We start from the raw sequence: 23,246 nt of genomic DNA, 5'->3' as shown, positions 1-23,246 counted from the left end.
AGGTATTAAATTTGTGTAGAAATTCCCATAATTGGCGCATATTCTTTGTCCAATAGAAATCCTTCTTCGTTAGTTACTATAAATGTAGTAATTACATCAATTTCAAGAGGTACAAAATACTCATAAAAAACTGTAATAAATTTTTGCACCCCATCTTTTTTTAAATAATTGTCAATTTCATGCTTAGAAATAGGGCCAATAGATACATGTAGTTTAGGATAGTAAATAGTGTTGTGTTTACTTTCTAAAATCATATCTACACCTAGTGTATTTTCAATACTCTTATCTTTGTTTGTGGCTATGAGTTGCTTATTATCATAGGTCTCAGTAAATTGAACTGGAACCTGGATAATTTCTTCTAAGCATCTTCTAGTTAACTCAAAGTCACCAGAAATTTTATAACTATAGGGGAGAAGTTTAATTAATTTAACTTTAAAATCTTCAGGTATTTTTTTCTCAATATCCCAAAATTCTTCTAAAAAAGAATCATTGAGGGCATAGAAATCATCTAATAAATTTCGTTCGTTTTTTTCTATTTGTACTCGTTGGTAAAAAAATTCATTTTCTACAGGAGCAAAAAACGCTCTTGCATCTTTTTCTTCTTCTTGAAATTTCTTTCTTCTAGAAAGATAGGCATCTGCATTTTCATTTGCTTTAGGAATATGAAAAACACCTTCTGGTAAGGTGTCATAGATTCCATTTCTAGAAAGGTTAATGGTAATTTTATTTTCATTAACGAGCCCATCCACCTCTAAAATATCTCTTCTGTAGGGTCTGGAAAAAGTACTGTTATTTTGTATAATAAAATCCTTTTCAGTGACATCGGCACGTTGTTGTATTTCTGAAATGACAACTTCAGCCTTTATATTGTCATATAAGGCATCTAGTTCTTGTAATAAGGATTCAAAAATTTGTGCTTCCAAGGATTCTTAATTGTTATTAATTCTTCTTCCTGCAGAAACAAATCTGCTTGTCCAAAACCCTTCAGATAGATTACTGATTTTCACTCCAGAAACTCCGCTAGTTCCTCTTCGAGAAGTAGCATTTATAAACATGTTGTTTCCAAGGTAAATACCAACATGCCCAATTTTTTCAAAACCATCGGTAACGCTTTTGAAGAATAGTAAGTCTCCTTCTTGTAAAAATTCTTTTCCTTTAAACTTGTCTGTGTACTTAGACATGAATTGTTTTTCTGCAGTACGTTCTATGTACATTCCGTATACAGAGGTAAATAGACGTTGCGCAAAAGAAGAACAATCGATTCCTTCTTTGTTTGCGCCTCCCATTTTGTAGGTGGTTCCCATCCATTCATCAATAAATTGGTATAGAGGAATATTGGTTATTTCTTCAGGAGTTACACCAATGAGGGCAGCATATTTAATTTGAATCGGTAATACTTCGTCTACTTGTGGTGTTTCAACGGTTAAATTTACAGGTGTTTCAGTAGCAACTTCAGTTGTTTCTGTTTCGTCATAACTCACATCAATATCCTTACTGTTCTTGCGGGCTCTCTTTTTTTCCTTGGCGATTCTTTTTTCTTCTTTCTCTCTCTTTTTTCTAGCTTCTTTAAGTCTGTCCTCCTCAGCTTCTTCTTTTTCTTTAGCTTCTTTTTCTCTGGCTTTTCTTAATTTTTTTCTTCGTTTTTTTTCATCCTTCGTCATTTCCAAACCAACGTTGTCTACAGTTACTTTTTGTCCATCAGTTACGTCAATTAAGAAATATTTGTCTTCGTATCCTTTCTTGGTAATGATAACAACTTGTTCTCCTTTGGGAAGCTTTTTTACAAAGGTAAACTTCCCTTCTTCGTCAGAGGTTTGAAACAATTTTGTGCCATCTATCGTAACAATAGCATTGCTCATTTTGTCTTTAGATTCTTCATCAATGATGGTGCCCTCAAAAGTCTGAGAAATTCCGAAAGCGGGAAGAAGAAGTATGCTAAGTATGTATAGGATATTTTTCATAACGAAAACATTAATAGGTATTATAATTCTTTGTGTTTTAAAGTATTGGAACATAAAGATAGTAATTTAGAAAAAGTAGCGGCTCAGAACTCGATGAAATCAACAAATATTAGGCAAGAGGTAAATAATTATGTTTAATGGTTAATATTACTATATTTGATAAGGTTAAAACACTTGAAAAACAATACGTAAGAAATTTCTTATACCGGTATTGATACCATTGTAGCACATTTATTCATGAAAGATAATAAGTATTATACACTTCCATTACAGGCAAAAAATTTGGTCTCGGGAAGAGCACATGAAACCTGTACTATTAATGAATCTATTGCGCATCACATTCACCTCGTTAATACCTCTTATTTTGGTGAATGTACGTTCGATGAAGACTTCGGATGTTCTATTTGGATTATCGATTTTGATAATTTAAAAAGTACCAATAGATTAAAAGGTTTTATCGTAGAAAGTCTAGAAGAATCCCTGCAGCGAATTGAAAAGCGCCTGACTAATATAAGGGTAGAAGTAAAAGTAAAACAAGAAGAGCTTTTTGGAATGGAAAGTTCAAACCGAATAAAGAAAAAAGTTGATATTTCAGTAAAAGCAATTGTAAAGAAAACTAACGAAGCTTTTAATTATGTAGAGTATTTCTATATAGGACCATTATCGTATTAAGAATGAGAGCAGACACTAAAGAGCAAATTAAAAATAGGATGATCAAAAAGGCAGCTTCCATGTGGGGAGTGCCTGCCAATGAAATTGAAATGTCATTTGATCCTGTAGTAGCACTATTAATTGCTGCTTGTGCTTCTGAAATGGAAAAAATCTCTAATGAGATACATCAATCCCAAACACGAATTACTGAAAAGTTAATTCAGTTGATGACTCCTGAAACGGTTACAGGGCCAAAACCCGCTCATGGAATTTTAAAAGCTTTCCCAACAGATGACACTGCTAGATTGAAAGAAGAATTTATGTTCTTGTTTAGAAAAACAGTAGCAAATGATAAAACTTCTGTAAAATACAAGGATGTGTATTTCTCAGCTGCGCAAGAGGCAAAATTAATTGAAGCTGAGATTGTTCATGTCGCTTGTGGAAATAGTATCTATGGCTTTGATGAAATCAAACAAAAAGAGCTGCTTTTTGAACATAAAAATGAAAGTGTACTTCCTTCCTCTACAGTCTATTTAGGTATTTCAAGTGCTCAGAAAGAGCTTTCGTTAAAGGATATTTCAGTATATTTTGAACTACTTGATATCGATAATAAAGAACTTTTTTACCACCATTTACGAAATGCAACATGGAGTTTTGAGGGTCAAAAAATTACTAGTATTGCGGGCTATTTTAATAGTGAAGATGAAAATACAACCAATATGAATCGTATTTTTAAAACTGTTTCTAATAAAGCTACCATTACAAGTCAAGAAGTGATTAATAATTACAGGAAACATTTTATTACATTAACCCCTTCAAAAAAACAAGCTCTAGTAGCTTCATCTTTTGGAGAATTAAACGATTTTATTAGTTCAAACAAAATAAAAGTAGGGGCCGATGTGCGTTGGATTAAAATTGAGTTTCCTAGAATTTTACCTAACAATATTCTTCAAAAATGTTATGTCTCTTTAAATTCTTTCCCAGTAATTAATAGAGAATTGCATACATCGTCGTATGCGATGAAAGAGTATATCAACATTTTGCCGATAAAAACAGAGGAGTTGTTTTTTGATATTCAATCTATAAGCAATACGAATGGTAAGGAATACCATGCAAGGAGTAAAGACAATTCAAATTTAGACAAAGGAACCTTTGTGTTAAGAAATGATAATGTAGGAAAGCTAGACCAAAGAAAAGCTCGAGAATATGTCATTCATTTAATAGAGTTATTAAAAGACGAAAGTGCTTCGTTTTCTTTTTTGAATAACGATTTCTTAAACTCAAATCTCAAAGGCTTAAACCAATTATTGGCAATGCTTGAAAAGAAAGTGTCAGAAAGCAAACAGGATACAACACAAACAAATTATGTGTTCTTAGCTCCTTACACACCTAAAGAGAATATTGTATTAGAATATTGGACCACCCATGGTGATATAGCAAACAACATTAAAATGGGGAGTATGCTTTCTTGTTACAAAGGAATTGGAATTGCATCTTCGGGTAATTATCTCATTACAACTACCCATGGTGGTAAAAATGATTTAAGCATGAAAGAACGCCTTGGTTCGTATCGAAGGTCGCTTTTGTCAAGAGATCGAGTGGTGACCAAACAAGATGTGATTTCGTTGTGTAAAGAAATGTATGGTGAAAAAATATCTCGTGTTGATGTAAAAAAAGGCTTTAGTTCTGGTATTGGGGTCCATGAAGGAATTGTACAATGTATACACATAGACTTGTTTCCAAACACAGCTATGGAAACAAAAACTGAAGAATGGGAATCTTTAAATAATAATTTGCTTTTGTATCTCAAAAAAAATTCGACAAATGTGTTCCCTTATAAAATAAAAATAGTAATTTAAACTTCCGTAAAACCCTCGCTATGAGTGCAAATAAAAATTTTTCGAATCATCTTGACAGATCTGTAGTATTGCTGTTTCTTGCATTCTTTTTAGTTTCTGCAGGAACGGTCACTTATCAATATATCAATCAAATTCCATGTAACGAAGTGCTTTTTTCTATGGATGCTAAAGAGTATCGTGTAGGAGAAATGATAAAATTTAAAGACGATAGCCCGAGTGCCGAAACATGGGAATGGGAGTTTGGTGATAGTACAGAAATAGCTGTCGTTAAAAATCCATTACACATTTTTGACAAGGAAGGGGAATATAAAGTGAAACTAAAAATAAACAACGCTTGTGAGCGCATTGAGACAGTGATTATTAAAGAGAAACTTAAACTAGTAGACTCTACCAAATTTCCCATCTTCGAACTTCCTAATAAGATACGTGTCGGACAAGTACTTCGCGTGAAAGATGAAACAGACAATGCTTCCACCTGGGAATGGCGCTTTGGGGAAACCTCAAAGATAGATGCTGATACCAAAAGAGCAGAATATGTTTTTGAAGAGGCAGGTCTTAAAACTGTTTCTTTGGTTGTTAATGGAGATGTCACCTATGTAACCAAAAAGAAGATAGAAGTAACTCCAAGACCAGAAGACAAACAAGAAATTATTGCTATAGAGCAACCTAAGAGAGAGAAAAGCTGGAATATTAAAGATGCACCAACCATTAGTGATGCTCCTAAAAGTGCTAGTCAAGGTTCTAACATAAAACCTAAGTCGGTACCTTATATTAGTGAAAAGGAATTTTCTCGTAAGATCTTATTGGTGTCTAACGAAAAATTAAACGCTAAAGCTTTTACTGAGTTTTTCTGTGGCGACATAAACAAGAATATTGTCGTGAATGGTAAGAATACCACATTCTTAGTTTTTTGTGAAAAAATTGAAGGAAAAAAGATAAAATTGAAAGAACTAAATCTCTTTAGAGATAAAGGTTCTAACTGTATTAAGAATGTAACCGTTGATTATAAAAAATCGGGTTGGTTTTAATAGAAACAATATACTATGGATTTGAATAATAAGCATAGAGTGAATTGGATAGATGGAATGAAGATCAACAAAGATCATTTCATCGAGATGGAGCATGCACTGGTATCTCATGTAAATCAGAGTGAACAAAAAGATATTTCTCCAAACAACTTTGGTCTGCTACCCGATTATACAGAACAAGGAAGTTCTATAGATATCACCATGTCGGTAGATGGTCAAGATACTGTTTCTGTGGTCTTAAATAGATGCAGAGCGATTACGCTAGGAGGGTATCAAATTGATATTAATGAAAAGACAAAAGCGCTTTTGGAACATTCGGGGTATATTCTAAAACAAGAATACGCTATCGATAAAGAAGATCAAGAGTGGCATGTTGTGCTCACTGTGAATCCTTATGTTAGGATTCCTGTAGGAGATGCAAACCCTGAAGAAGAGCCACCAAGACATCCTTATGTGTTACCCGAATATAAACTTGATGTATTGCCCAAAAGTGAAACGTCTTCTCACGAAATGGGACGTCATCACATTAGTGTTGGAAAAATTATTTTGGAAGATGGAAAACCAACCATAGATCCAGATTTTATTCCTCCCTCTAGATCGGTGCAAAGCCATCCAGACTTGAAATTCACATACAATGGTATTGGTACTTTTCTAAACCAGATGGAAGCATATGCCATGCACATCATTCAAAAAATACATCAAAAAAAGCAAACCAATGAACTTGCCGTAATGGCCTTGCATTTGGCTGAGCAAACACAGCGTCATTTAAATGGTGTCATCACAGATTTTAGATACATTGATCGCTATGCACCTCCTGTAAAAATGATTTCAAGAGTCGTAAATTTAGGTCGCGTCGTAAAAAGCAGTCTAGATGTATATGCTGGGACAGGGAAAGAAGATTTTCTAAACTACCTAACAGATTGGTGTGACCTCAATCAAGGTGCCTTCGAAAATGTATTGGTAGCAACCATCGAAATGGAATATACCCATACAGATATCAATGCCGCACTGTTGCAAACATCTTCTTTTACAAAATTGATGCTCTCTTTATTTAAGAAATTGAATGAGCTAGACTTTATAGGTAAAAAAGCAGAGTCTGGTATTTTTGTTAAGGAAGAAGTAGTAGATAATACCGAAGTGAAAAGCAGACGAAGCTTTTTACTTGATTAATTCTGAAATTTTAAAACTCACAATAATTTAAATTAATACCACCAAATTATGAAACCAAAGAATAGTAAAGATAGACAGTCTAGTTTCTTAAAATTTTTAGGGCTATTTATCCTAACTGCAGGAATGATCGTAGCAGCAGTATACTTTAATTTTAAGGTGCCAGCCAAAGAAAATGACTTATTACGTCAACAAACAAAAGTGGTTGAAGAAGAAATGGCGTTTCAAAGTAACTTCTTCACTGATATGCAAAAAGTAAAATCCATGATTGATTCACTAGATGTTCCTGGTGCTCAAATAGACTATGAATCTAATTTGATTAGTAGTAAATTGGTAGAGATGCAAAAATCATTACCAACAAAAGATTCTACCTATTTGTATGATATGCATATGTCTATTGTAGAAACCTATGTGGAGTTAATGGATAATAAACAAAAACTACGCTCTTTAAGCGACGCAGAAGGTACTATTGAAGAATACAAAACAGCTCTAAAGGATTGTAATACTTATTTAAAACAAGCTGAGCGCGAATTGCGTATTAAATAATGAATGTATTTTCTAGTATGTATTAGAAAGCAACAAGTAAAAAGTCGAGATACTATCTCGACTTTTTTTTGTTATTGTTTCTCAGCTATCACTTCTATCATCAAAGGGCAACAAAGTGTTGCGCCTGGAGTGTTTTCTAATGCAGTGAATTCTTGTAAGGCTTCGGTTACTTCCAGTTCGGTAAGATAACCTGTGGTTACTAATCTAGGAAAATAACTATAATAAAAGGTTTTAGGCCATTGCCAGGAAAGTTGGTCTGCTGTGGCCATTTTTAACATGGGTCTAGTGTGCGTAACTTTCATTCCCAATTCTTGATAGAGTTTTGGAAGCTCACTTCCAATATTAATGTCTCCTTGTGAATCTTCAAAGCTCTTGAAAGCTGCTTTTATAGCGACATCTAATTTAGGTTTGTGTGGCTGTGTTTGATGTGTGGTCCAATCGTAATATTCATGAATGACCATTTTGCCACCTGGCTTTAGTGCTTGATATACTTTCTGTAAAATTTCTTTTGGATTGGGAAGCCATGCCAACGCCCAACGACAATACATACCATCTAGACTATTAGGGACTAATTCCATATCATTAAAATTTGCAACAATGCCTTTGATAGGGAGTTGATGTAACTCGGTTACTTTTTGAAGGTGCGCAATGTAGGCTTCAGATAAATCAACGCTGATAACCTTTCCTGTATCGCCTACTATATACGCTAGTTCCTGACTACAAAAACCTGGTCCGCTGCCTAAATCAAGTATTGTTTGTCCTGCTCTAAAGTTGGCAAGGTTCCATCCCTGTTGGGCTTCTGAAGCCCAAACTTGATGTTGTACACCCAAACGATGTAACTCTTGTGTGTCTGTGCCCAGGATGTATGCATTGTCTTCTTTCATTTGATTCGATTTCAGTAGCCTTAAAATTAGTTAAAAATGATAAAACAATCCTGTCGAGAAAATAACGTAGTGCATTTTAATAGAAAGATTGTAGGTTTAGGATATTTCCAAAGCATCTTTTAACAAGATTTTATGAGCATTCATAGACGGTAAAAAGTACTTTTAACGCTTAGATTTAAAAAAAATCAACCCATGAAAAAAAGAATTTTAAGAGCGCCTTTACTTGCGGTAATGGCTGTATTTGTTTTAGTAGCGTCTTGTAATGACGGGAATCCATCATCTACAGATAGCGCAAAGCTTTCTGTAGAATTTGAAAAGTATGAACTTGCCAATGGCCTTGATGTGATTTTGCATCAGGATAAAAGTGATCCTATTGTCTCTTTAGCAGTACAATATGGTGTTGGTTCTAACAGAGAAAAAACTGGCCGTACTGGATTTGCTCACTTGTTCGAGCACATGTTATTTCAAGAGTCTGAAAATGTGCCACAAGATCAATTCTTTAAAAAGATTCAAGATGCAGGAGGAACTTTAAATGGTGGAACCTGGAAAGATGGTACCATCTATTATGAGACGGTTCCTAACAATGCTATGGAGATGATGATGTGGTTAGAAAGTGATCGTATGGGATGGTTTATCAATACCGTAACAGAATCTGCTTTTGCAAACCAACAAGAAGTAGTGCAAAATGAAAAGCGCCAACGTGTAGACAACAATCCTTACGGACATACAAGTTGGGTAATTGATAAAGCTATCTACCCAGAGGGACACCCATACAACTGGCAAGTTATCGGAGAGCTAGTTGATTTACAAAATGCTACCGTAGCAGATGTACGTGAGTTTTACGAAAAATTTTATGGCCCAAATAATGCAACCCTAGTATTGGTTGGAGATTTTGAGACTGAGGAAGCAAAAGCCATGATCGAAAAGTATTTTGGTGAAGTAAAAAGAGGGCAAGAGGTTCCTAAGCTAAAACCTCAGCCAGTTACTTTAGCTGAAACAAAAAGATTGTACCATGAAGATAATTTTGCAACAACTGCACAATTAAATATGGTTTGGCCTACAGTAGAGCAATATACAGATGATGCGTACGCTCTAAACTTTCTTGGAGAACTATTTTCTCGTGGAAAGAATGCACCATTATACAGAGTGTTAGAAAAAGAAAAAGAATTGTCATCTAGCTACTATTCATATAATGGTTCTGCAGAATTAGCAGGAGTATTTAGAGTTTCTGTAACAGCAAACGATGGAAAAAGTTTGAAAGATGTGGAGGCTGGAGTTAATGAGGCCTTTGCATTGTTCGAAAAAGAAGGCATTACCGATAGAGATATCGCTAGAGTAAAAGCAGGATTAGAAACTGGTTTTTACAATGGCATTAGTAGTGTGCAAGGAAAAGCATTCCAATTAGCAAGTTATAACGTATTTGCGGGTACTCCAAGTTTTATTGAGACCGACATAGAAAACATTCAAAAGGTTACCAAAGAAGATGTAATGCGTGTGTACAACAAATACATCAAAGACAAGCCATTTGTTTTGACAAGCTTTGTACCTAAAGGAAAAACAGAATTGCTTGCAGAGAACTGTATCAAAGCAGAAGTAGTAGAAGAGAAGATTGTGGAGAATGTTCAAAAAGAAACTATAGAGGAAAGTAACGAAGAAGTTGCAAAGACACCTTCAGTGTTTGATCGTTCTATAGAACCGGGTCAAGGGGAAGCGCCTGCACTTAAGGTGCCAGAAAGTTGGACAAGCGAGTTGGCAAATGGAATGAAAGTATATGGTATTGAGCAAAATGAAATTCCAACTGTAAACTTCAATATTGTTATTGAAGGAGGACACTTGCTAGATAGTATGGATAAAAATGGTGTTGCCAACCTAATGACAGACATCATGATGGAAGGTACCGCTAACAAGACACCACAAGAGCTTGAAGAAGAAATTGAAATGTTAGGAGCTAACATTAACATGTACACTACTAGAGAATCTATTGTAATTCAGGTAAACACTTTAGTGCGTAACTACGAAGCAACTTTAGCTCTAGTAGAAGAGGTACTTACACAACCACGTTGGGATCTAGAAGAGTTTGGACGTATTAAAACGGCAACTATAAATCAAGTAAAAAGATCTGCAGCGAATCCAAATGCAGTTGCGGGACGTGTCTTTAATAAACTGATGTACGGAGAAGATCATATCTTCGCATACCCAACATCAGGAACTGTAGAGTCTATAGAAGCGATTAGCATGGAAGATATCAAAGCATTTTATGCAAAGAACTTTTCTCCATCTATCTCAAGATTCCACATCGTAGGTAAGATAGATCAAAGCAAAGCATTGGCAGGTTTAAAAAGTCTTGAGGCTAATTGGGCTGCAAAAGAGGTGCGTATTCCAGAATACCCAATAGCAGATGCACGAGATAAGTCTTCTGTATATTTTGTAGACATTCCTGGAGCAAAGCAATCTGTAATTCAAATAGGTAACATTGCAATGGCTAGAAGTGATAAGGATTTCTATCCAGCAGAGGTAATGAACTACGCCTTGGGAGGTGCTTTTAATGGTGTTGTAAACAGAATTTTACGTGAAGAAAAAGGATACACTTACGGAGCACGTACGAGTTTTGGAGGTAGTAAAATACCAGGAACTTTTAGAGCTTCTTCTAGTGTAAGAACTAATACCACAGGTGAGTCTGTTGAAATTTTTAGAGATGAAATTAACAAGTACAAAGAAGGTATTTCACAAGAAGACCTAGACTTCACTAAAAATGCCTTGATAAAATCGAATGCGCGTCGTTTTGAAACGCAGTTTGCTTTACTAGGGATGTTACAAGAAATGAGTACTTATGGTTTAGATCCCAACTATATTGAAGGAGAAGAGGCTATTGTTCGTAATATGACCTTAGAACGCCACAAAGAATTGGCAAACAAATATCTTGATCCATCAAAGATGGCGTATTTGGTTGTAGGTGATGCAGAGAGTCAGTACACACAGTTTAAAGACATGGGCTTCGATGAGGTACTATTACTAGACAAAGAAGGAGAAGAAGTGAAACTTGAAGAGGTGAAGCAGTAGTTTCCTTCTATTATAAAATAGTAAAAGAGTCTTGATTATTTCAAGGCTCTTTTTTTATTCTGAAATTTTATAGGGTAGAAAGAGGTATTCTTTTTATTTCGAAAAAGGCAGCTTTTAAAAAATCGTAATTCCACTTTTAAGTCTCCCTTTGACCGCGTGCGCTAAAGCTATAGCGGTGGCGCAAGGGAGATTTAGAGGAATGTTCAGCCCGAGTATAAATAGCAGTAAATTATTCTAGATATTATCACTATTTTTAAAGCAAACATTCTCAATGAAACGATTCCCACTCTTTTTATTCGCATTAACAACGTTAATAGGCTGCAATCAAAAAACAACAAAAGAAGCCTCGACCACTAACATTTCCGACCACGTGTCGCCTGAAGCTTTAGCGGAGGCACAAGAAAAAATAGCCACAACAACGTTTAAAGCGCCTTCTTTTACTATTAAAGAAGCAAACGCATTGCTAGAATTACCCTTGCATTGTGCAGAAACAGAATACCCTAACAAATTAGGGCAAACCATTGCAGGGAAAGGAGATTTACAAGAACCAGCTACATTGCATCCTATTTTTTATGGTTGTTTTGATTGGCACAGTGCGGTACATGGGTATTGGTCAATGGTAACTCTTCTAGATCGGTTTCCCGAAATGGAGAAAGCCCAAGAAGCATTGGCTATTTTAGACCGTAACATCACCCCAGAAAAGGTGGCAATAGAGCTTGAATATTTTAATAAACCCATCAATAAGTCGTATGAGCGCACCTATGGTTGGGCGTGGCTTTTAAAATTGGCAGCGGCTTTGCATACATGGGACCATCCTGATGCAGCGCGATATGTTAAAACCTTAGCACCGCTTACCAATAAAATTGTAGAAAACTATACGGCCTTCTTACCTAAATTGGTATATCCTATAAGAGTAGGAGAACATACTAACACGGCATTCGGTTTATCTTTTGCTTATGATTATGCCGTTACTACAGATAATACTGCACTTGCGACCCTTATCAAAGAAAAAACAATAGCATTTTATCAAAAGGATGCTGGGTGTCCTATATCCTGGGAGCCAAGCGGATATGATTTCTTGTCGCCTTGTCTAGAAGAGCTTGATATGATGCGTCGCGTCTTAACCGAACAAGAGTTTGATGCTTGGGTCATGCAATTTATGCCAGAACTTAAAAACAACAACTACTCTTTAGCGGTTGGAAAGGTAAGTGATAGAACCGATGGAAAACTTGTGCACCTCGACGGACTCAATTTTAGCCGTGCCTGGGTCTTGTATGGGTTGGCAAATCAATATCCCAATTACGCCCACTTAAAAAACGTGGCACATGAGCACGTGGCGTATTCGTATCCTAATTTAGTAGGCGATAGTTATGAAGGCGGCCATTGGTTAGGAAGTTTTGCTATTTACGCACTAACACAATACCAATAGCCTTGAAAAATCCATTGAAGAATATCGGTCCTGGTACTCTCGTTGCAGCAGCCTTTATTGGCCCTGGAACCGTTACCGTTTGTACACTAGCTGGAGTGCAATACAGTTTTACCTTGTTGTGGGCAATGGCACTTTCTATTGTGGCAACGATTGTTTTACAAGAAATGGCAGCTAGGTTAGGTTTGGTTTCTGGTAACGGTCTGGCAGCTGTAGTAAAAGAACAAATTAAGAACCCGATACTTAGAACAGGGGCGATTGTTTTAATGCTTTCGGCTATATTAATTGGTAATGCAGCTTATGAAGCTGGTAATATAAGCGGTGGTGTCCTTGGTCTTGAAACCTTGTTTTATAAACTTAGCATAGACAGAAGTAGTGGTGCAATTAATCTGTGGAGTGTCTTGATTGGTGCTATTGCATTTGTTTTGTTGTACCTCGGAAATTATAAAATCATAGAAAAAGCATTAGTTGCCTTGGTTTTGTTAATGAGTGTTTCTTTTATAGTTGCTGCAGTTGTAACAGCGCCAAACCTACTTGAAGTGCTTAAAGGAATGTTTGTGCCTAGCATGCCAGAGGAAAGTATACTTACTATCATAGCATTAGTAGGAACAACGGTAGTGCCCTATAACTTGTTTCTACATGCATCTCTTGTTCAAGAAAAATGGAACGGTGAATCACATTTAAAAACCGCAAGAAAAGATTTATATATATCAATAATCTTAGGAGGATTGGTATCTATGGCAATCATTATTTGTGCAGCTGCAGTACAGCAAACCGAAATTAAAAACGCCGCAGATCTTGCCCTAGGTTTAGAACCCTTATTTGGCAGCTACGCAAAATATTTATTGAGTTTGGGACTTTTTGCAGCTGGAATTACATCTGCCATTACCGCACCCTTGGCTGCAGCGTATGTTGCTAAAGGATGTTTTAATTGGGACATAGGCTTAAAAGATGCCAAATTCAGAGCGGTTTGGATGTTGATTTTGATATTAGGTGTTGTTTTTTCATCGATAGGTTTTAGTTCGATAGAGATTATACGTTTTGCGCAAGTGGCTAATGGATTGTTATTGCCTATCATCGCAGGATTTTTATTGTGGGTAGTAAATAGAAAAGTAGTGCTAGGTGCCTACATCAATACCAAAACTCAAAATGTGCTTGGGGCGCTTATTTTAATCACGACCATTATCCTTGGCACAAGAACACTCTTAAAAGTTTTTGGATATTTATAATGAAACCTATTGTCATTGACATAAACGCAGATTTAGGCGAGGGGACAGGCAATGATGCTTTACTTATGCCTATGTTGTCTACTTGTTCTATTGCTTGTGGAGGTCACTTCGGAAATGTTAGTACCATGACCACTGCTATTAGGTTGGCGAAAAAACATGGCGTAGCTGTTGGGGCACATCCGTCATTTCCAGATGTCGAAAATTTTGGAAGGAAGGTGATGGATATCTCTCCAACTGCGTTGAAGGTAAGTATCATAGAGCAACTAAAAGCTTTTGAAGGCGTTTGTATTTCAGAAAATGTAGCAATTCACCACGTGAAACCCCATGGTGCATTATACAATGTAGCAGCAAAAGATGCGGCAGTTGCCAAGACAGTACTCGATGCTATGGAGGAAACAAACTTGAAGGTGGCTTTATACGCTCCGCCAAATAGTGTCATAGCTAAGCTTGCAAAAGATAGGTTTACGATACACAATGAAGCTTTTATAGATCGCAACTATAATCTAGATCTATCTTTGATGTCTCGCACTTTAAAAGGAGCTCTTGTCGAAGATGCTGAAGCGGCTTTCGAACAATTAAAACAATTGGTAGTACATCAAAAAGTAAGAACAGTAGCGGGTTGGAAAACACTCAATGCGCAAACATTTTGCATTCATGGAGATCATGCAAATGCTGTAGCCATCTTAACGTACATCATCAACGAAATGTCTCACTGCGGAATGGCTTTAAAATCATGAGTACACCTCGTTTTACATCTTTTGGACCTCATGCGGTACTGGTTTCTTGGGAGGATATCATTTCTGAAGCAATACACAAAGAAGTAGTACAATTTGATCAATTGATAAGAAAGAAATATGTAACTCATGTATTGGAAACAGTACCTGCATATCAGTCGGTAGCTATTTATTTAAAACCATCCATCACAGCAGAAGCATTTATTACCATGTTAAGGGAAATGGTTTTTGTACCTTCTGAAATGTTAGAACATCAAAGTAAATTAGTGACCATTCCTGTATGTTATGAAGCTCCATTTGCCCTAGATATAAAAGATGTTTCATTACATACACAATTAGCTCCTACTGAAATTATTAGCAAGCACTGTGAGCCTCTTTATACCGTATATTTCATTGGATTTTTACCTGGGTTTCCTTATTTGGGCGGACTTCCGAAAGCGCTACAAACTCCTAGAAAAGAAACCGCTAGACCTCATTTAGAAGCTGGCTCTGTTGGGATTGGCGGAAAACAAACGGGGGTCTATCCTCAAGATTCTCCTGGAGGTTGGCAGATCATTGGCAAGACACCCATTGCATTGTTTCAGAACCAGCAAAGTGTTTTAAAAGCGGGAGATAAGATCAAATTTGAGGCTATCTCCATGGATGCGTTTCAGGAAATTTCCGAAGCGATTCAAAAAAAAGAGTACGTTTTAAAAATTAGCACCTCATGATGATATTAAAATCTAGTGGTTTGTACACCTCTGTACAGGATCTTGGTAGGTTTGGACATAGGGCTAGTGGTGTGCCTGTGAGTGGCGCTATGGATCTTATAAGTGCAAGAGCTGCTAATGCTTTGGTTGGTAATGAACCCGAAGCTGCTGTGCTTGAAATTACATTGCAAGGACCCGTGTTATTTTTTGAAGTAGATGCTATAATTTCAATTACTGGTGCAGGTTTTAGTCTAGCGCTAGATACCGTTCCTATTGCCATGAACGTATCGATAGCGGTTAAAAAAGGAAGTACGTTGCGTTTTGGAAATGCTAACTATGGTGTGCGCGGCTATTTGGCTGTTGCAGGGGGATTCGTGACTTCTAAGGTGCTTGGAAGCGCTAGCATGTGTAAATATATCACAAAAGAAGAACGCTTGTTAAAGGGTGCTGTATTGCAGTGTGGTTTAAATGCTGAGGTGACTAGTATAGAAACAGTAGTTGTAGATAGTACTTTGTTTACAGAGAATCCATTAGACGTGTATCCGGGTCCGGAGTTTATGAGCTTATCTAGAACCGAGCAGGAGAAACTTTTATGCACTAGGTTTACAGTTGCTAATGACAGTAATAGGATGGCCTACAAATTAGAAGGGTTGGAAGGGGTTACTGTTTCTGAAATAATTACTGGACCCGTGCAACCAGGAACGGTACAATTAATGCCTTCTGGGGTTTGCGCTGTGCTTATGAGAGATGGGCAAACTACGGGTGGCTATGCACGTGTATTGCAGTTTTCGGAGTATGCTATAGCAATGCTAAGCCAGAAAAGAGCTGGGAGTGTCGTTACATTTAGACTGCAGCATTGAGTTTAGAATGATATCACGGGGAAAATCACCCTGTTGAACGAAAGAAAAACACCCTTTTTCGAGAAATTTTAAAAAAGTTGTAAGAATTTTTCCTAAATTTCAAATTAACTTAACAACTAAAATTTTAAAACCTATGGGAAGACCTAAAGATTGTATTACAGTAAGCGAAGCGCAAGCGTATCAAAAGAATTGGACAGATGTTCATGGAACTGCTAAGGATGTGCCCTATTGTGTAACTTTTGATATTGATCAGTTACAGGAGTATATTAACTATGTAAAAGAAACTTCTGAAGCAGCAAATCCAGGTATTCGTGTGTATTTTGCATCCTATGACAAAGTCGCTAAAGAAAATTGTACTGTATTTTTATCGGCAAGTGATGACAATACGGCTAATTCAAAAAATGATTATTCTGTAGATCCTTTGAATAAAGGGAATACTGGATGGCCTCCGTTTATATACTAAATATGTTACAAGAGTATTTTGTTTTTGGTTTACCAATTACAATAATTGAATTGGTGGCAGCTATTTTGGGCACTTTTTACATTAAAAAGGTGCCTGAAGTTAGTTTTAAGACCAAAGCTTTTGTTGCTTTTTTGTGGTTTACTTTTATCATAGAATTTTTATCATCTTATGCCATAATTGGTTATTTCTCTGATTATACCTATTTCTCTTTTATTAAAGACACATTGTTTAGGAAAGCTTTTTGGTTACAGAATATTTATAGCTTGTTTGCAGTACCTTTTACTGTTATGTATTTTTCTTCATTTTTTAAAAGTCATAAAATTTATTTTTTGATTTTTGCAATCCTTCATTTTTTGGTAGAATTGTACGCTTATATTTTTACAGATGCTATTTTGTATGCACATTTACCACAAATAGAGATTTCTGGCTCAATACTCATATTGGTTACAATCTCTATCTTTTTTATAAAACTTTCTAGTACAGATTTGGTGTTGGTTTTAAAAGAATACCTCCCTTTTTACCTTGCTGTTGGTGCTTTGGTGTTTTGGTTGTGTACAACACCTTTATCAATATTCTCTAAGCATTTTAGTAGGAGTGATGGAAGTGATCTTTTTATTACCTTGCAAATGCATATCATGTTGTATTCTAACATATTTATGTATTCTTGTTTTATATTTGGCTTTCTACTATGCTACAAAAAGAAGAAATCTTATTGATACTGTACTCTATTATTGTGATAGCGGTATTGGTAGGTTTTGTAGTGTTATTCTTTATCTCCTTTACAAAAAGAAAAAACAAACTCTTAAAAGCGCAATTTGAGGCAGAAAAACGCTTTGCAAAAGAGCTAGAAGAAACTCGTATAGAAATCCAAGAGCAGACCTTAAAAAATGTTGCTTGGGAATTACATGACAACATAGGACAGTTGCTTAGTGTTGCTAATATGCAGCTTAATTTGGTCATTGCAAAGGCTTCAGATGCTCTGGTAGACCCATTAAAAGAGACATCGGCAAGTATTAAAGACATTGTGGGGGAAGTTCGTTTGCTGTCTAAAACACTTAATAATGATGTTATTTCTAAAAATGGGTTGCTACAATCCATTCAAAATGACCTGGAGCGTTTTAAGCGTCTAAAATTCTTAGATACAAGCTATACAGTTACTGGAGAGCCATTAAACATTATCCCAGAGCACGAGATTATTTTGTTTCGAATCTTTCAAGAATTCACTACTAATGTCTTGAAACATGCGCGGGCTAAGAATTTTGATGTTATCTTAGCTTTTGAAAATAACACATTGATTTTTACGGCTACAGACGATGGGGTAGGTTTTGATGCAGGTAAAGAGTCGTTTAATAGTGGTATGGAAACCATGCGTGTTAGAGCGGCGTTAGTAGGAGCAACCTATACCATTACATCAAAACCAGATAAAGGAACGACTTTATACATTAAATATCCAATACTAGATGCAAAACTCCCTCTCTAAGAAAATTGCTATTGTAGATGATCACAGTTTGTTTGCTAATTCATTAGCGAGTCTTGTTAATACCTTTAGTGCTTGTGAGGTACAATTTATAGCTTGTAACGGTGAAGACTTCAAAGAACAGCTACAAACGCAAGAAATGCATCCAGATGTTGTTTTGCTTGATATTAATATGCCTATTCTAAACGGACCAGAAACATTGCAGTGGTTGCAATCTAATCATCCTGCAATAAATGTGTTGGCTTTATCTATGGATGATGGTGAAAGTACCATCTTAAAAATGCTGCGTCTTGGGGCAAAAGGATATTTGCTAAAAGATATCCAACCCGATTTATTAGAACAAGCTATCGAAGAGGTAATTACCGAAGGGTATTTTTACACACAAGATGTATCAAAAGTTTTGTTGAAATCTGTGCAAGGAAAGCATTTAAAATCACCTACATCACTTACCGATAGAGAGCTTGAATTTGTGAAATTTAGCTGTAGTGAAATGACCTACAAAGAAATTGCAGACACGATGGGAGTGAGCCCAAAAACAGTAGATGGATATCGCGATTCTGTCTTCTCAAAATTCGATTTAAAAAATAGGGTCGGACTCGTGTTATTTGCAATGAAACATAAGATTTTTCAAGTATAAAGCTTGAAATATCACTTTTAGTCTAGCCTAAAAACAAATCATAACTATATTGTTTTCAAATAATTAGATTGTATTAAGTAGACTCTTTGTTTAGGTGTTTAGGAAATAATACTTTTCCATAATATATCTTGTGGTGGTGCTGCAATAAGCGTCATTTCTTCTTTTTTTACAGGGTGTATAAACGTTAATTTTCGTGCATGTAAATGAATACTTCCATCTTTGTTACTTCGATCAAAACCGTATTTTAGATCGCCTTTTATAGGACAATTTATGCTCGCTAACTGACTCCTAATTTGATGGTGTCTTCCTGTTTCTAACTCAATTTCTAAACCTACATATCGATCCAATTTTTTAAGGATGCTATAATGCAAAATTGCTTTTTTACTTTCCGGAACTTCTTTGATATGTGCGTAGCTTTTATTTTGCTTTGGGTTTCTTTTTAAGAAATGGACTAGGGTGTCTTTTTCTTTTGGTGGATTGTTTTTTACAACGGCCCAATAGGTTTTTTTTGTTTCCTTATTGGCAAACGATTTGTTTAGCCTAGGAAGTGCCTTTGATGTTCTTGCAAATACAATAATGCCGCTAGTGGGTCTGTCGAGTCTGTGCACAACTCCTAAATAGACTGCGCCAGGTTTGTTGTATTTCTTCGCAAGATAAGTTTTGATTACCTCCGAAAGTGGAATATCCCCAGTCTTGTCGCCTTGTACAATATCCCCAGATCGCTTGTTTACAACAATAATGTGGTTGTCCTCATAGATAACTTGAAGATTCTCGGGAGTACTATGAACGGCTTGCGATTTTATAATGTTGTTTTTTAGTGCAGAAATGTTAGAAACCCCTAGTATTGCTCTCCTTCATTAGGGAAGTCTCCGCTCTTCACATCTTTACTGTAGTTTTTGAAGGCGTTTGTCATTTCTGAATACATATCAAGATACCTTCTTAAGAAACGAGGGTTAAATTCATGCGTCATCCCTAGCATATCGTGGGTTACTAGTACTTGACCGTCAACGCCATTACCTGCACCAATACCAATAATAGGAATGGTAAGGCTTTTGGCTACTTCTTCGGCAAGTTTTGCAGGTACTTTTTCTAACACAATAGCAAAACAACCTGCTTTTTCAAGAAGCAGGGCGTCTTGTTTCAGTTTTTCGGCTTCCTCTTCTTCTTTAGCTCTTACGGTGTAGGTTCCAAATTTATAGATAGATTGTGGTGTGAGTCCTAGGTGTCCCATCACAGGAATACCAGCGTTTAAAATACGCTTTACTGATTCTTTTATTTCTTTTCCACCTTCCACTTTTACTGCATGTCCGCCACTTTCTTTCATAATTCGTATAGCAGATCGTAGTGCTTCTTTAGGGTCACTTTGATAGCTCCCAAAAGGGATGTCTACCACAACTAAGCTTCTCTCTACACCTCTTATGACAGAAGCTGCATGATAAATCATTTGATCTAAAGTAATGGGAAGTGTGGTTTCGTGTCCCGCCATCACATTAGAGGCAGAATCCCCAACGAGAATAACATCGATGCCAGCGCCATCTACTATTTTGGCCATGGTATAATCATATGCAGTAAGCATAGATATTTTTTCCCCACGATTTTTCATATCTACCAAGGTTTTGGTAGTGATTCTTTTGTATTCTTTTTTTGCTACTGACATAAAGTGTTTTTATAAAGTGTAAATGTACTAATTTTGTGTGCAACCTATAACATTTCAGAAATGAGAAATCTAGTACTAAGTATGGTCATTGTTTTTTGTTACACAGCGAAAGCACAAGTAGTGTTAACAGCTGCAACAGCAAAGAAAACCGTGGACACTTTTTTTGAAGGTTTCCATAAAGGAGATACCTTATTGATGCGTTCTGTCATGCATCCAGAGATGCAATTAAATACTGCTTTTAAGTCGAAAACGAGGGGTTATATGCTGGATGAAGGTGCAGTAGATGGTTTGCTAACGGCTATTGCAGACAGGCCTGATATGCAAGTTTGGAAAGAAGAATTACTAGATTACAAAATAGAAGTAGACCACACCTTGGCGAATGTGTGGACACCTTATTCTTTTAGTGTCAACGGAAATTTTAGTCATTGTGGCGCAAATAATTTCACCCTAGTAGCAACCAATGATGGTTGGAAAATAAGATACCTGATAGATTCTCGGAAGCGAGAAGGGTGTGAGTAGGAGTTTTATTTGAAATCGATCCCGAAGCTTCGGGAGAAATCGTATCCGAACATTTAATATTTTTTTTCTGTCCATAGTCCATGTTCTTTTGTATTGTAATTATTTAAAAAAACATCCCCCTAGCCCCCTTCAAAGGGGGAATCATGATAATCGAAATAGTAGATGTTTTTTAATTAAGACGATGTCCATACTCTTTTTTAATTTTATTTTCAGCCTACAACCTACAACCTACAACCTACAGCCTAATCCCTCACCTGTGTTCCCGATACATCGTAGCAATTGAGTTTTGAATTTGTAGGTTCTTTTTATAGGCTGGCGAATCTAGGAATAACTTCTTTACTTGGTTGTCCCAGTCATTAGCAATATCAAAATAGCTCGAGTTTACACGAGCCATAATGATTCCACAATCATCGCATACGTGCTCATGGTAGTCTAAGAAATAATGTCCAAACTCATGAAACGCTACTATTCTAAAGATTTGTTCGTCAAGCATTGCTACCCAATTTACAACAATGTTTTCTATGACTCCTTCATCGTTACGTTGCACCATACCAAGCACAGAACCTTCTGGTGAAGTTTTTAGATCTTCAACCACAGCGATTTTTTTAAGATTAAATAATTTATCGTGATAGTCTATTTGGTATTCGTCACAGAGTGCGAAGAAATCGTCAAGAAGTGGTTTGAGTCTACCGTCAATAGAAACTTCTTGCGCAGTAGTGGAGAATACTAATGCTAAAAATAGCAAAGAGAAGAGTAGGTTTTTCATATCCATAGGGTTTTAGGGCTAACCTCCAACAGTCGATTAAATACAATTTAACACGATTAAGTGTGATTCGTTGTAGTTGAATTGTTAAAATATTAGCGTTAGAGTAAAATCCTACATATATGATTATTAATTGATTATGTTAAAAAGATTAAAAAAGGGTTTTTGCGAATTACATGTTTGTAGTCGTAATTCATATAAAAACATAACAAATATTGTTCCGTATTATTGCGGAATTGTCATGTTTCTTTTAAAAAGTGTAAGATTTTAGGGGTTTAGTCGTATTTGGCGCTAATATTTGTTTTGTAGTTCCATTTGCCCTGTACTTTTAATACTTGCTCTATAACATCTCGCACACAGCCTTTTCCACCATTTTTGTGAGATATATATTTGCTTAGGGCTTTAATTTCGGGGACTGCATCTTGCGGACACGTTGGCATCATTATTTCTTGCATGACTTGATAATCTGGTAAGTCATCACCCATATATAACACCTGTTCTGGGCTAATATTATTTTCTTTTAAGTAGGTGTGTAGTGTTTCAGTTTTGTGATGGGCTCCTAAGTGAATATCGGTAATTCCTAATCCAGCCAAGCGTTTGCGAACTCCTTCATTGGTGCCTCCAGAAATAATACATACGTTAAGTCCTTGTAATAAGGCCTCCTTTAGCGCAAATCCATCTTTTGTATGCATGGTACGGTACATTTCTCCATCGGTTGTAATGGTGATGGTTCCGTCGGTAAGAACGCCGTCCACATCAAATACAAGTGTGGTTATTTGGTGTAAATATTCTTTATAGCTTTTACTCATCTTTTATGGTTCTTTGTTGAATACTATTGGTAAGTACCTTGTATACTTCTTTTTGTTGTGTATTAAGTATTTCTTGATGTTTGTCTATTGTTTTTTGATCTCCTCTTTTGGCAGGCCCAGTCTGAGCCATAGCCGGCGATAAAGATGCTACTTTTTGTGCAGTTTCTTTGATAAGTGGTTGCAATAGTGTAAGATCGAGTTGGTGTTCTTTTAAAATATCTTCGGAAATATGATACAATTCGTTTACGAAGTTATTGACAAATACTGCTGCAACATGCAATTTTGCTCTTTCATCAGAGCTTATGAGTTGTACTTTTTCTGAAATTTTATGCCCCATTTCTAAAAGTAAGGTGCGATCTTCAATGTGAGTAGCTTCAATACATATGGGAATCGTCTTAAAATCTACTGCTTTGTTTTTTGAAAAAGTTTGCAAAGGATAAAAGACACCTTGTCTATTCTTTTTATGAATGCTTTCTATACCAGCCGCTCCAGAGGTATGGACTACTAATTTATTTGAAAAGGGAAGTTTAGATGTGATGTTATAAATCTCATCATCTGGAATAGCAGCAATATAAATAGCTGCGTTGTGGGTTATTTTTTTTAGATCTGTAGTTACCATAGTATCGCCTAAAGTATTTGGTTTACTTCGAGCATATACCTGCAGTACTTCTATATCTTTTGTGGCTTCACAGATTTGGTATAGGTGCGACCCAACATTCCCAAAACCTATAATAACTACTTTAACCATGCTGTAAAAATACGGGAATTTTCTATGTCCCGTATCGTTCATTTGTGGAATGCTTCTTAAAGTATGTTAATGCCCTCAA

24 protein-coding genes are annotated in these 23,246 nt (G+C 36.1%); 16 read left to right on the top strand and 8 right to left on the bottom strand.

Annotation, left to right across the window (positions count from 1 at the left end):
* Positions 1–5 precede the first annotated feature (5 nt).
* Positions 6–923, bottom strand: a complete 918-nt coding sequence (locus ACY2RS_RS11270) for a hypothetical protein (RefSeq protein ID WP_490098758.1) — start codon at positions 921–923, stop codon at positions 6–8.
* Between the two features lie 6 nt (positions 924–929).
* Positions 930–1,961 (bottom strand): NlpC/P60 family protein, encoded by a 1,032-nt coding sequence (locus tag ACY2RS_RS11265; protein WP_490098757.1) that lies wholly within the window; start codon positions 1,959–1,961, stop codon positions 930–932.
* Positions 1,962–2,198: 237 nt separating this feature from the next.
* Here ACY2RS_RS11265 and ACY2RS_RS11260 point away from each other — a divergent pair, with 237 nt between their 5' ends.
* From ACY2RS_RS11260 to tssO, 5 genes are read left to right on the top strand one after another with little or no spacing between them, the layout of a single operon-like run.
* On the top strand, positions 2,199–2,633 hold the full coding sequence (locus tag ACY2RS_RS11260) for a GPW/gp25 family protein (RefSeq protein ID WP_490098756.1): 435 nt from the start codon (positions 2,199–2,201) through the stop codon (positions 2,631–2,633).
* Between the two features lie 2 nt (positions 2,634–2,635).
* A complete protein-coding gene (locus ACY2RS_RS11255; RefSeq protein WP_490098755.1) occupies positions 2,636–4,471 on the top strand; it encodes a type VI secretion system baseplate subunit TssF in 1,836 nt (611 codons plus the stop codon).
* A 20-nt stretch (positions 4,472–4,491) separates the two neighbouring features.
* Positions 4,492–5,499, top strand: coding sequence for a PKD domain-containing protein (locus ACY2RS_RS11250; protein ID WP_490098754.1), 1,008 nt, complete (start codon positions 4,492–4,494; stop codon positions 5,497–5,499).
* 15 nt (positions 5,500–5,514) lie between these two features.
* Positions 5,515–6,669 (top strand): hypothetical protein, encoded by a 1,155-nt coding sequence (locus ACY2RS_RS11245; RefSeq protein ID WP_490098753.1) that lies wholly within the window; start codon positions 5,515–5,517, stop codon positions 6,667–6,669.
* 48 nt (positions 6,670–6,717) lie between these two features.
* Positions 6,718–7,212: a type VI secretion system TssO gene (gene tssO, locus ACY2RS_RS11240; protein ID WP_490098752.1), complete on the top strand. Its 495-nt coding sequence runs from the start codon at positions 6,718–6,720 to the stop codon at positions 7,210–7,212.
* Between the two features lie 71 nt (positions 7,213–7,283).
* Here the strand turns inward: tssO and ACY2RS_RS11235 are convergent, their stop codons facing one another.
* Positions 7,284–8,096 (bottom strand): class I SAM-dependent methyltransferase, encoded by an 813-nt coding sequence (locus ACY2RS_RS11235; protein ID WP_490098751.1) that lies wholly within the window; start codon positions 8,094–8,096, stop codon positions 7,284–7,286.
* A 231-nt stretch (positions 8,097–8,327) separates the two neighbouring features.
* On the opposite strand from ACY2RS_RS11235, the gene ACY2RS_RS11230 reads away from it, so the two are divergent.
* The 10 genes from ACY2RS_RS11230 (at position 8,328) to ACY2RS_RS11185 (ending at position 18,671) form a co-directional block, all read left to right on the top strand.
* Positions 8,328–11,156 (top strand): M16 family metallopeptidase, encoded by a 2,829-nt coding sequence (locus ACY2RS_RS11230; protein ID WP_490098803.1) that lies wholly within the window; start codon positions 8,328–8,330, stop codon positions 11,154–11,156.
* Between the two features lie 271 nt (positions 11,157–11,427).
* Positions 11,428–12,585 carry a DUF2891 domain-containing protein gene (locus tag ACY2RS_RS11225; RefSeq protein WP_490098750.1) on the top strand — a complete coding sequence of 386 codons (1,158 nt, stop codon included), beginning with the start codon at positions 11,428–11,430 and terminating at the stop codon, positions 12,583–12,585.
* Positions 12,586–12,587: 2 nt separating this feature from the next.
* Positions 12,588–13,811, top strand: a complete 1,224-nt coding sequence (locus ACY2RS_RS11220) for an Nramp family divalent metal transporter (RefSeq protein ID WP_490098749.1) — start codon at positions 12,588–12,590, stop codon at positions 13,809–13,811.
* Positions 13,811–14,548, top strand: a complete 738-nt coding sequence (gene pxpA / locus ACY2RS_RS11215; RefSeq protein ID WP_490098748.1) for a 5-oxoprolinase subunit PxpA — start codon at positions 13,811–13,813, stop codon at positions 14,546–14,548. Before ACY2RS_RS11220 ends, pxpA begins: the two co-directional genes overlap by 1 nt.
* Positions 14,545–15,255 (top strand): 5-oxoprolinase subunit PxpB, encoded by a 711-nt coding sequence (gene pxpB / locus ACY2RS_RS11210; protein ID WP_490098747.1) that lies wholly within the window; start codon positions 14,545–14,547, stop codon positions 15,253–15,255. Before pxpA ends, pxpB begins: the two co-directional genes overlap by 4 nt.
* Positions 15,252–16,094 (top strand): 5-oxoprolinase subunit C family protein, encoded by an 843-nt coding sequence (locus ACY2RS_RS11205; protein WP_490098746.1) that lies wholly within the window; start codon positions 15,252–15,254, stop codon positions 16,092–16,094. Before pxpB ends, ACY2RS_RS11205 begins: the two co-directional genes overlap by 4 nt.
* A 133-nt stretch (positions 16,095–16,227) precedes the next feature.
* The gene (locus tag ACY2RS_RS11200; RefSeq protein ID WP_490098745.1) at positions 16,228–16,557 is read left to right on the top strand and encodes a hypothetical protein; all 330 of its coding nucleotides are present in this window, start codon (positions 16,228–16,230) and stop codon (positions 16,555–16,557) included.
* A 2-nt stretch (positions 16,558–16,559) separates the two neighbouring features.
* Entirely contained in the window at positions 16,560–17,273 is a 714-nt protein-coding gene (locus ACY2RS_RS11195) for a hypothetical protein (protein WP_490098744.1), read from the top strand.
* Positions 17,246–18,037: a sensor histidine kinase gene (locus ACY2RS_RS11190; RefSeq protein WP_490098743.1), complete on the top strand. Its 792-nt coding sequence runs from the start codon at positions 17,246–17,248 to the stop codon at positions 18,035–18,037. The genes ACY2RS_RS11195 and ACY2RS_RS11190 overlap by 28 nt, the downstream gene beginning before the upstream one ends.
* The gene (locus ACY2RS_RS11185; RefSeq protein ID WP_490098742.1) at positions 18,018–18,671 is read left to right on the top strand and encodes a response regulator; all 654 of its coding nucleotides are present in this window, start codon (positions 18,018–18,020) and stop codon (positions 18,669–18,671) included. The genes ACY2RS_RS11190 and ACY2RS_RS11185 overlap by 20 nt, the downstream gene beginning before the upstream one ends.
* A gap of 98 nt (positions 18,672–18,769) precedes the next feature.
* Here the strand turns inward: ACY2RS_RS11185 and ACY2RS_RS11180 are convergent, their stop codons facing one another.
* Positions 18,770–19,474 (bottom strand): RluA family pseudouridine synthase, encoded by a 705-nt coding sequence (locus tag ACY2RS_RS11180; RefSeq protein ID WP_490098802.1) that lies wholly within the window; start codon positions 19,472–19,474, stop codon positions 18,770–18,772.
* 35 nt (positions 19,475–19,509) lie between these two features.
* Positions 19,510–20,328: a 3-methyl-2-oxobutanoate hydroxymethyltransferase gene (gene panB, locus ACY2RS_RS11175; RefSeq protein ID WP_490098741.1), complete on the bottom strand. Its 819-nt coding sequence runs from the start codon at positions 20,326–20,328 to the stop codon at positions 19,510–19,512.
* A gap of 60 nt (positions 20,329–20,388) precedes the next feature.
* Between panB and ACY2RS_RS11170 the strand changes: the two genes are divergently transcribed.
* Positions 20,389–20,847, top strand: a complete 459-nt coding sequence (locus tag ACY2RS_RS11170) for a nuclear transport factor 2 family protein (RefSeq protein WP_490098740.1) — start codon at positions 20,389–20,391, stop codon at positions 20,845–20,847.
* A 250-nt stretch (positions 20,848–21,097) separates the two neighbouring features.
* Here the strand turns inward: ACY2RS_RS11170 and ACY2RS_RS11165 are convergent, their stop codons facing one another.
* The 3 genes from ACY2RS_RS11165 to ACY2RS_RS11155 form a co-directional block, all read right to left on the bottom strand.
* Positions 21,098–21,613: a hypothetical protein gene (locus ACY2RS_RS11165; protein ID WP_490098739.1), complete on the bottom strand. Its 516-nt coding sequence runs from the start codon at positions 21,611–21,613 to the stop codon at positions 21,098–21,100.
* A 272-nt stretch (positions 21,614–21,885) separates the two neighbouring features.
* Complete coding sequence (locus ACY2RS_RS11160) at positions 21,886–22,419, bottom strand: KdsC family phosphatase (protein WP_490098738.1); 534 nt, start codon at positions 22,417–22,419, stop codon at positions 21,886–21,888.
* The gene (locus tag ACY2RS_RS11155) at positions 22,412–23,209 is read right to left on the bottom strand and encodes a Rossmann-like and DUF2520 domain-containing protein (protein ID WP_490098737.1); all 798 of its coding nucleotides are present in this window, start codon (positions 23,207–23,209) and stop codon (positions 22,412–22,414) included. The genes ACY2RS_RS11160 and ACY2RS_RS11155 overlap by 8 nt, the downstream gene beginning before the upstream one ends.
* Positions 23,210–23,246 lie beyond the last annotated feature (37 nt).

The sequence above is a fragment of the Patiriisocius sp. 208BN25-11 genome (assembly GCF_058147145.1).
This window is presented reverse-complemented; position numbering and strand designations above follow the sequence as displayed.

Excerpts from the sequence above, each read along its gene's own strand:
- pxpA (WP_490098748.1), top strand. The coding sequence starts at position 13,811 with ATGAAACCTATTGTCATTGACATAAACGCAGATTTAGGCGAGGGGACA.
- ACY2RS_RS11250 (WP_490098754.1), top strand. The coding sequence starts at position 4,492 with ATGAGTGCAAATAAAAATTTTTCGAATCATCTTGACAGATCTGTAGTA.
- ACY2RS_RS11245 (WP_490098753.1), top strand. The coding sequence starts at position 5,515 with ATGGATTTGAATAATAAGCATAGAGTGAATTGGATAGATGGAATGAAG.
- ACY2RS_RS11170 (WP_490098740.1), top strand. The coding sequence starts at position 20,389 with ATGAGAAATCTAGTACTAAGTATGGTCATTGTTTTTTGTTACACAGCG.
- ACY2RS_RS11190 (WP_490098743.1), top strand. The coding sequence starts at position 17,246 with ATGCTACAAAAAGAAGAAATCTTATTGATACTGTACTCTATTATTGTG.
- ACY2RS_RS11255 (WP_490098755.1), top strand. The coding sequence starts at position 2,636 with ATGAGAGCAGACACTAAAGAGCAAATTAAAAATAGGATGATCAAAAAG.
- ACY2RS_RS11205 (WP_490098746.1), top strand. The coding sequence starts at position 15,252 with ATGATGATATTAAAATCTAGTGGTTTGTACACCTCTGTACAGGATCTT.
- ACY2RS_RS11230 (WP_490098803.1), top strand. The coding sequence starts at position 8,328 with ATGGCTGTATTTGTTTTAGTAGCGTCTTGTAATGACGGGAATCCATCA.
- pxpB (WP_490098747.1), top strand. The coding sequence starts at position 14,545 with ATGAGTACACCTCGTTTTACATCTTTTGGACCTCATGCGGTACTGGTT.
- ACY2RS_RS11235 (WP_490098751.1), bottom strand. The coding sequence starts at position 8,096 with ATGAAAGAAGACAATGCATACATCCTGGGCACAGACACACAAGAGTTA.
- tssO (WP_490098752.1), top strand. The coding sequence starts at position 6,718 with ATGAAACCAAAGAATAGTAAAGATAGACAGTCTAGTTTCTTAAAATTT.
- ACY2RS_RS11265 (WP_490098757.1), bottom strand. The coding sequence starts at position 1,961 with ATGAAAAATATCCTATACATACTTAGCATACTTCTTCTTCCCGCTTTC.
- ACY2RS_RS11260 (WP_490098756.1), top strand. The coding sequence starts at position 2,199 with ATGAAAGATAATAAGTATTATACACTTCCATTACAGGCAAAAAATTTG.
- ACY2RS_RS11185 (WP_490098742.1), top strand. The coding sequence starts at position 18,018 with ATGCAAAACTCCCTCTCTAAGAAAATTGCTATTGTAGATGATCACAGT.
- ACY2RS_RS11160 (WP_490098738.1), bottom strand. The coding sequence starts at position 22,419 with ATGAGTAAAAGCTATAAAGAATATTTACACCAAATAACCACACTTGTA.
- ACY2RS_RS11155 (WP_490098737.1), bottom strand. The coding sequence starts at position 23,209 with ATGAACGATACGGGACATAGAAAATTCCCGTATTTTTACAGCATGGTT.
- ACY2RS_RS11165 (WP_490098739.1), bottom strand. The coding sequence starts at position 21,613 with ATGAAAAACCTACTCTTCTCTTTGCTATTTTTAGCATTAGTATTCTCC.
- panB (WP_490098741.1), bottom strand. The coding sequence starts at position 20,328 with ATGTCAGTAGCAAAAAAAGAATACAAAAGAATCACTACCAAAACCTTG.
- ACY2RS_RS11195 (WP_490098744.1), top strand. The coding sequence starts at position 16,560 with ATGTTACAAGAGTATTTTGTTTTTGGTTTACCAATTACAATAATTGAA.
- ACY2RS_RS11200 (WP_490098745.1), top strand. The coding sequence starts at position 16,228 with ATGGGAAGACCTAAAGATTGTATTACAGTAAGCGAAGCGCAAGCGTAT.
- ACY2RS_RS11225 (WP_490098750.1), top strand. The coding sequence starts at position 11,428 with ATGAAACGATTCCCACTCTTTTTATTCGCATTAACAACGTTAATAGGC.